Below are 7,300 nucleotides of genomic sequence, written 5' to 3'. Positions count from 1 at the left end.
CGCCGAGAATGTCGTGCTCGGCCGGCTCGCGACCGAGGTCGCCACGCTGCTGCGCGGCAAGCACAAGCCCATCTATGCCCCGCACGTGGACACCGGTGACTTCGTCATCATCGTCAATGCAGACAAGGTGGCGCTCACCGGCAACAAGCGTGAGCAGAAGCTCGCGTACCGTCACAGCGGCTATCCCGGTGGTCTGCGTAAGCGTTCTTACGGCGAGCTGCTTGAGACCCGCCCGGAGCGACTGGTCGAGAAGGTCGTGAAGGGCATGCTGCCGAAGAACAAGCTGGGCCGCGCGCAGGCGAAGAAGCTCAAGGTCTACGCCGGCCCGGATCACCCGCATGCCGCGCAGAAGCCCCAGCCACACGAGATCACCAAGATCGCTCAGGTGTCCCAGTGAGTGAGGAACAGTCTGTGACCAGCACCGAGACCGAGGCCGCTTACGACGCGGTCGTGACCAGCGAGACGCCCGCCGCCCCGGCGCCGTCTCGGGCTGCCGGGGGTACCGCGCAGACGGTGGGCCGTCGTAAGGAGGCGGTCGTCCGGGTGCGCATGGTTCCCGGCACCGGCGAGTTCAGGTTGAACGGCAAGAGCCTCGAGCAGTACTTCCCGAACAAGGTTCACCAGCAGCTGATCCGTGAGCCGCTGGTCACCGTCGAGAAGGCCGAGTCGTTCGACGTCCACGCCCGCCTGCACGGCGGTGGTATCTCGGGTCAAGCAGGTGCGCTGCGGCTTGCGATCGCACGTGCATTGGCCGAGATCGACAGCGATGACCGTCCTGCGCTGAAGAAGGCAGGCTTCCTCACGCGTGACGCTCGCGCGACCGAGCGTAAGAAGTACGGTCTGAAGAAGGCCCGTAAGGCCCCGCAGTACAGCAAGCGCTGACCTGGCTCATTCCAAGCGCCCGCCCGTTTTCGGGGTGGGCGCTTGGTTTGTCTGTGGCTCGTGTGTCGATGCGCACGTTTAGCGGGCTAAACGTTGTCCGATGCATCTGGGATCGCATCCGGCCTGCTCAACGTGGTGTGAGCACTTCAGTGGCCACGTTCAGCCCGCTAAACGTTGTCGAATGGCCGGTGGGGGCCAGGGCGTGCATCGTGGAATCGCTAGGTTATTTGTCGTCGGTTGTGTGCTCGCGATGACGGAGGTCGACGAACATGGCTCGCCTTTTCGGCACGGACGGGGTTCGCGGCCTCGCCAATGACGAGCTGACCCCGGAGCTGGCGCTCGCGCTCGCCGCCAGCGCGGCCCGTGTCCTCGCCGCTCACGACCGTTCGCAGCGGCCGGTGGCCGTTGTGGGCAGGGATTCGAGGGCGAGTGGCGAGATGTTGGAGGCCGCCGTCGTCGCCGGACTGACGTCCGCGGGAGCGGATGTGCTGCGTGTCGGTGTTCTCCCCACCCCGGGGGTCGCCCACCTGGTCACCGAGCTGGGGGCCAATCTCGGCGTGATGATCTCCGCGTCGCACAACCCGATGCCCGACAACGGCATCAAGTTGTTCGGTGAGGGAGGCCATAAACTCCCGGACGGCATCGAGGACGAGATCGAACGTGGTCTGAACGCCCAAGGGGCCCGTCCGACCGGTCCGCAGATCGGCCGCGTGTCGGATGTCGACGACGCTGTCGATCGGTATGTCGCACACCTCCTCGAGGCGGTGCCGGTGTCGCTGGGCGGGCTGCGGATCGTGGTGGACTGCGCCAACGGCGCGTCCTCGTTGGCGGCGCCGGACGCGTATCGCAAGGCGGGCGCCGAGGTGATCGCGCTGCACGCCGAACCCGATGGTGTGAACATCAACGACGGTTGCGGTTCCACGTGCCCGGAGGACCTGCAGGCCGCGGTGGTGGAGCACGGCGCCGACCTCGGTATCGCCCATGACGGGGACGCCGACCGCTGTCTTGCGGTGGACGCGGACGGGAACCTCGTCGACGGTGACCAGATCATGGCCATCCTCGCCGTCGCCATGGCTGAGTCGGGTGAACTGGCCGACAACACGCTCGTCGCCACGGTGATGAGCAACCTGGGGTTGCACCTGGCGATGAAGAAGCGCGGTATCGCCGTGCGCACCACGGCCGTCGGTGACCGTTACGTGCTGGAGGAGTTGCGCGCGGGCGGTTTCTCGTTGGGTGGTGAGCAGTCGGGTCACGTGGTGCTGCCCGACTACGCCACGACGGGCGACGGGCTGCTCACCGCACTCCGACTCATGGGGCGGGTGGCTCAGACGGGGAGGCCGCTGCGTGAGTTGGCGGCGGTGATGCACAGGCTGCCGCAGGTGCTCGTCAATGTGCCGGTCACCGACAAGGCAGCCGTGGCCGCCGCTCCCGTGGTGAGGGACGCCGTCGCGGACGTGGAGGCCGAGCTGGGTGACGAGGGTCGGGTGCTGTTGCGCCCGTCCGGCACGGAGCAACTCATCCGTGTCATGGTGGAGGCCCCGGATGCCGACACGGCTCAGGCGGCGGCCGATCGACTCGCGGGTGTTGTTGCGTCGATAGGCTGAATTCAGTAGCGCATTTTCGCATTATTTGAAAATTTGCGTCGATCAGAAAATGATTGTTGTCTGATCGACGATTTTGTGCGTTAGTGATGTCACAGCAACGGCGTGGGACCTTGTACACGGTATCCGCGCGACAGCCAATGGGGGCGAAGGAGTGGCTGTGACAGATCAATCTGGTGTGTCCGCGCCGGAGGGTTACAGAGCCGAAACCGGCACGATGGCGCGAGAGTCTCAGAAGATCCACGATGAGGCGGAATCCGCGCAGGGGGAAGTGAAGGATCTCGAAGCCGCCGAAGTGTCCGAGACGGATTTCGGAAAGGCGCACACGGAATGGGGGGCCGATTTCACGACCGCGATCGCGGAGATCGCTAAAGGGGCGAGCGGGATGTGCGCGTCCCTGAAGTCCTTGGCCGCCGCGATCGGTAGCGCCGGCAAGCAGTACGAGGCAGCCGAGGCGGAGCAGTCCTCGACCGTGACCCAGTCGGGGAGTGGGCTGTGAGCGAGAGAACGTGGGAAGAGACCAAGGAGATCCTGGACGACCCGTACGTCTCGGCTGAAACGAAGCAGGCGGTCCTCGGCGCCTACGCGCGCAGCGGGGATGGTAACGAGGCAGCCGAGGAGTACTACGAGAAGTACGGCGTCAACCCGCGCTGGGATCTTTTCGGTCCCCCACGCTTCATAGATGACGACAAGATCTATGAGGAGGCGAAGGCCGAAGCCGAACGCGAGGGTTACCGCGAGAGGCAGGTCTCCGACCGACTCGAGGAGAACAAGTCGGCTCTGGCCGAGGCCCAGGCTCCCGGCACCACCGGCGGGGTGCAAAACTCGGACGAGTTGTTCGATCTCGGCGAGACCGCGCTGGAGGTGTTCGAGCAGTTCGTGCCCATCGACGAGGAGGCACCGGGGGACTGCAGGCACATCGACGGACCGATCAACCTCCAGACCGACATCGAGGAACGGTTCAACGAGCAACGGGGCATCGACTTCCAGAAGTTCCTCGACCAGGCCCAGAAACTGCGGGACGCGCACGCGACTCTGCGGGAACTGCACGAGACCACGGAGTCGAACCTCAACTCCCTCTACAAGGACTGGACCGGTCCCGCCGCGAACGCCTCGTACCAGAAATACAGCGAGGACATCGCGCCGAACTCGAACGAGCTGCTGGAGTACCTGGAGGGTGGCGCCGACGTCATCGAGGCCGCGGTGCAGACGGTGTACGAGGTGTGCAAGAGCAAGATCGAGCAGATCAACGACCTGTACACGCCCACCGTGGGTTCCGCCGTGCCGGACATCGCGCGGAAGGTCATGACGCTCGCGCGCGGCGAGGTGGAGGACCAGGAGCAGATCCTGGAGGTCGCTGCCTGGGTCGACGCCGAGACGGGAAGCAACATCGAGGCGACGATCCGCGCCGACGACTGTGGTCTGAACGAAGAGAACAAAGTGATGACGGTGAACCAGTGCAAGGAGTGGGTGCAGACCTCCTGGAACACCGATCTCTACGACCACCTCTACAAGGACTTCACCAGGATCTGTGACGACGCGAAGGAGAAGGTCGACGAGGCGTGGGGGGAACTCAACGAGTACTTCAAGGGGTACACCAGCGAGTTCCCCGAGGGCGGCGATCTCGGCTTGGAGGGACCGGACACCGGGAATCCGGACTCCGGGCAACGGACCCCCACCGGTGGCGGCGGAGGCGGTGGCGGCGGAGGCACCTCGCCGAGCACGAGCACGCCACCGCCCATTCCGGAGCCGGATCTTCCTGGTTCGGGCCAGCCCAAGAACCCCGTCACCGGGGAGGACTTGGAGATCGACCCGGAAACGGGTGAGCCGTATCCGATCGACCCCGAAACCGGCGAGGCCATCAAGGACCTCGGCAGCGATCGGGACACCCTGACCGTGGAGAAGGGTGACCGCACGTTCGAGATGACGGAACCGGACGAAGACGGCGAGATGGAGATCTCGATCGACGACGGGTCCGGTGAGCCGAAGGAGTACAAGCTCGACTTCGGGGACGGCGAGACCGGTGAGGGGGAAGCCGGGGACGACGACTTCGGCCCCAGGGGGGCCGGGGGTGAGTCGGACGAGCGGGTCTATCGTCCCGGTCCCGACGGCAAGATCCACATCGAGGACGGGGACCTCAAGATCACCGCTGAGCGTCCGGAGGGTCCGGATGGGCCGACGAAGGTCACCGTGGACGACGGCACACCTCCTCCCACCACCTACACCCTCGGGGAGGCGAAGGACGAGGATGCCGGTCCCACAGGCGGCGGTGGTGCGGGCGGCGCGGGCAGCGGTGGTGCGGACCGCGGAAGTCCGAGAACCATGCCTGCCCCGGGCGAGAACCCGGTGGACGACGAGGAGGACGACGCCGACAAGGACGTTCCCACCGGCGGTTCCGGGGGAGGATCGGGTGGCACCCCAGCTGGCGGCGGTGGCATCGGCAGTGCGATGTCCGGAGGCCCCGGTGGATCCGCCGTCGGTGGCGGCGGTGGTGGTGAACCCATCGGCGACGGCCCCATGTCCGGTGCGGTGCCCGGTGAGTCACCTACGTCGGCGGGATTGGGCACGGCACCGGGAGGTATGGCCGAACCCGCCGTGGCCGGTGCGCCCCCGAGCGGTGACACCGCCGGCGGGGCCGGGATGGCCCCGATGGGCGGCATGGGTGCCGCAGGTGCCGGTGGAGGTCAGGGTGGTGACCAGGAACGAACCAACCCGTACCGCATCGACGGCGGCATCTTCGACAACAACAGCACCGAGAAACGAATCAGCGGCACGATCGGTGAGGACAACACCGAAAGTTCCGTTCAGTTCTCCCGTTAGATGACGAACCGGACGTTTTGAGGAGTCAGCATGGCCGAAGGACGAGCCGCTGCCGTTATCTCTCGGTTGGGGCAGATCACGCGGGAGATGAACGATCGGCGGGCGTTGCGGGAACGCAACGCCGCGCAGCACAAGGAAGCCGCCAGGGAACGGCTGCTCATGCAGGGCAAGGTCGCGGAGCGCGCCACCCAACATCTGTCGGAGCTGAACCGCAGACAGAAAGCCGCTGGTGGTTGGGCGACCGGCAAGGCGTTGGCGAACAAGGACAACGTCATGGGCTTCGGTCCGGAGGACGACGACTCCCGGCAGAAGGAGCCGTTCCCCGGGTATCCGGTGCCCTCGTCGTCCGTTCCGCCGCCGGTGTCGACAGCGCCTCCGACAGCCCCGGAACAACCTGCTGCGCAACAACCCACCCAGACGCGTAAGTTCTCCCGGTCGGTGGCACCACGGGAGCCCGAACCGGAGGCTCCGAAACCGCCGCCACCACCACGTCCGGCACGACGGCGCCGAGAAGAGGTCTTCGATGACGAAGACTTCTCGAACAACAGTTGGATGCAATGAGTACCGCACTGCATCCCGTTGTGGCCGAACGTGCGGAGGACATCCGACGTCTCGTGTGCAAGGTGTTGGAGGTGGACGCGGACCAGGTCGAGGACACCGACCTGTTCGTTGAAACCCTCGGCGCGGACTCGATGAAGTTGATCGAACTGCTCGCCCACCTCGAGGTCGAGTTCGATATCGAGGTCGATGAGGACGAGCTCGAACGGCTGGTGAACATCGAGGGCGTTTTCGCGGTGTTGAGTGCCGCGTTGGGCGGGTGAGATGCGCAGAGTGGCGGTGACCGGTGTCGGTGTCGTGTCGAGTATCGGCACCGGCGCCGTCGCGTTCGAGGAGGCGTTGCGGGCCGGGCGCAGTGGGGCGCGGCCCATCACGGCGTTCGACACCGAGGGGTTCGCCCATTCCCTCGGGTGTGAGGTTACCGATTTCGACCCGGCCCGGTGGGTGCGGACATTGCCACCGTGGGAAGTGGGTCGGGCGACGCAGTTCGCCATCGCCTCCGCCCGGTTGGCCCTGGCCGACGCGGGAATGGACGAACGGGACCTCGTCGACAGTCACGGCATGGTGTCGATCGGCACCACCGACGGTGGTGCGGACGACGGTGAGGCGGTCGCGGCGACCGCCGTGCGTTTCGGATTCGACGAGGTCGATCCGGCTGCGGTGCGGCGTATTCCCGCGAGTCGGATCGCCGTGGGGGTGGCGCGGGAACTCGGCCTCAGCGACGTGGACGTCACCACCCTGGCGACAGCGTGCGCGTCGGGGAACTACGCCATCGGCAACGGCTTCGACGCCGTGCGTTCGGGGGAGGCGGACTTCGCCCTCTGCGGGGGCGCCGATGCGATGTGCCGGATGACGTTCACCGGCTTCTATCGGTTGAAGGCCATCGACCCGGAGCGGTGCCGCCCGTTCGACGCGCAACGCAAGGGGATCCTCACCGGTGAGGGGGCCGCTGTGTTGTTGTTGGAGCCGTGGGAGGCCGCCGTCGCCCGGGGAGCCCGGATCTACGCCGAGGTGCTCGGCTACGGACTCAACTGCGACGCCCACCACCAGGTGGCGCCGGAACGTGGCGGTGTGGCGAGGTGCATGTCGCTGGCGTTGCGGGACGCGGGGGTCACACCCGGGGACGTGGACCTGATTTCCGCCCACGGTACGGGGACCCGGCTCAACGACGTCACCGAGTGCGGCGCCGTGTTCGACGTCTTCGGACCCCGTCCGCCGCGGATGGTGTCGGTGAAGTCCATGCTCGGACACACGATGGGGGCCGCGAGCGCGCTCGCCTCCGCCGCGTGCGTGTTGGGTATCGCCGGTGGTTTCATCCCTCCGACGATCAACCACGAAAAGACCGACCCGGACTGCGGCATCGACTGTGTGCCCAATACGGCGGTCGACGCCGATCTTCGCGTCGTGCAGAACAACGCGTTGGCGTTCGGGGGCAACAA

Annotated in this window: 8 protein-coding genes; all 8 read left to right on the top strand. The window is 66.4% G+C overall.

Going from position 1 to position 7,300, the window contains the following annotated elements; translation table 11 throughout:
* Positions 1-397 (top strand): 50S ribosomal protein L13 (rplM, locus tag M7H19_RS06665; RefSeq protein ID WP_298178309.1); only part of this gene is annotated, 397 nt, incomplete at its 5' end.
* 14 nt (positions 398-411) lie between these two features.
* Complete coding sequence (rpsI, locus tag M7H19_RS06660) at positions 412-882, top strand: 30S ribosomal protein S9 (RefSeq protein ID WP_037310564.1); 471 nt, start codon at positions 412-414, stop codon at positions 880-882.
* Between the two features lie 269 nt (positions 883-1,151).
* Positions 1,152-2,486, top strand: a complete 1,335-nt coding sequence (gene glmM / locus M7H19_RS06655) for a phosphoglucosamine mutase (protein ID WP_012795951.1) — start codon at positions 1,152-1,154, stop codon at positions 2,484-2,486.
* Positions 2,487-2,643: 157 nt separating this feature from the next.
* The gene (locus M7H19_RS06650; protein WP_244862260.1) at positions 2,644-2,982 is read left to right on the top strand and encodes a hypothetical protein; all 339 of its coding nucleotides are present in this window, start codon (positions 2,644-2,646) and stop codon (positions 2,980-2,982) included.
* Positions 2,979-5,303, top strand: coding sequence for a WXG100 family type VII secretion target (locus tag M7H19_RS06645; protein ID WP_298178299.1), 2,325 nt, complete (start codon positions 2,979-2,981; stop codon positions 5,301-5,303). The genes M7H19_RS06650 and M7H19_RS06645 overlap by 4 nt, the downstream gene beginning before the upstream one ends.
* Positions 5,304-5,333: 30 nt before the next feature.
* Entirely contained in the window at positions 5,334-5,864 is a 531-nt protein-coding gene (locus M7H19_RS06640; RefSeq protein WP_277671437.1) for a hypothetical protein, read from the top strand.
* The gene (locus M7H19_RS06635) at positions 5,861-6,124 is read left to right on the top strand and encodes an acyl carrier protein (RefSeq protein ID WP_037309982.1); all 264 of its coding nucleotides are present in this window, start codon (positions 5,861-5,863) and stop codon (positions 6,122-6,124) included. The genes M7H19_RS06640 and M7H19_RS06635 overlap by 4 nt, the downstream gene beginning before the upstream one ends.
* A gap of 1 nt (position 6,125) precedes the next feature.
* The coding region (locus tag M7H19_RS06630) for a beta-ketoacyl-[acyl-carrier-protein] synthase family protein (RefSeq protein WP_298178295.1) at positions 6,126-7,300 on the top strand (1,175 nt) is incomplete at its 3' end.

The organism is Saccharomonospora sp., assembly GCF_027317685.1.
In the GTDB taxonomy this organism is placed as follows: Bacteria; Actinomycetota; Actinomycetes; order Mycobacteriales; family Pseudonocardiaceae; genus Saccharomonospora.
The sequence above is the reverse complement of the archived record's forward strand: the minus strand, read 5'-3'. Positions and strand labels throughout refer to the sequence as shown.

Excerpts from the sequence above, each read along its gene's own strand:
- glmM (WP_012795951.1), top strand. The coding sequence starts at position 1,152 with ATGGCTCGCCTTTTCGGCACGGACGGGGTTCGCGGCCTCGCCAATGAC.
- M7H19_RS06640 (WP_277671437.1), top strand. The coding sequence starts at position 5,334 with ATGGCCGAAGGACGAGCCGCTGCCGTTATCTCTCGGTTGGGGCAGATC.
- M7H19_RS06635 (WP_037309982.1), top strand. The coding sequence starts at position 5,861 with ATGAGTACCGCACTGCATCCCGTTGTGGCCGAACGTGCGGAGGACATC.